The sequence below is a fragment of the Collinsella sp. OM07-12 genome (genome assembly GCF_003438275.1).
In the GTDB taxonomy this organism is placed as follows: domain Bacteria; phylum Actinomycetota; class Coriobacteriia; order Coriobacteriales; family Coriobacteriaceae; genus Collinsella.
In genome coordinates this window covers 2,673-3,125 of record NZ_QSTQ01000042.1, presented here as the reverse complement: position 1 = coordinate 3,125, position 453 = coordinate 2,673, and the positions used below count along the sequence as shown (strand labels likewise).

Genomic DNA, 453 nt, shown 5'->3' with positions numbered 1-453 from the left:
GGGGAGGACAACCCGGGGAACTGAAACATCTAAGTACCCGGAGGAGAGGAAATCAATCTCGAGACTCCCCGAGTAGCGGCGAGCGAAAGGGGACCGATGGCCAAACCGTCGAGCGGGGATACCCGGCAGGGGTTCCGCCGGCGGGGTTGCAGGGCCGCGCATCCGGGGGCTGCCGCCCCCGGGCGCAGGTCCGGCTGGGGAGCGGAACGGCATGGGAGGGCCGGCCGCAGCGGGTGACAGCCCCGTACGCGAACCCAGACCGGACGGCGCGACGCGGTCCCTGAGTAGGGCCGGGCACGTGAAACCCGGTCCGAACCTGGGTGGACCACCATCCAAGCCTGAGTACTACCCTGTGACCGATAGCGCACCAGTACCGTGAGGGAAAGGTGAAAAGCACCCCGGGAGGGGAGTGAAACAGTACCTGAAACCGTGCGCCCACGAGCAGTCGGAGCA

Annotated in this window: 1 rRNA gene (cut by a window edge); it reads left to right on the top strand. The window is 67.5% G+C overall.

Annotated features, from left to right (window positions below):
* A 23S ribosomal RNA gene (locus DXB98_RS09920) occupies positions 1–453 on the top strand (its annotated part continues 2,388 nt past the right edge of the window); the annotation flags it as partial.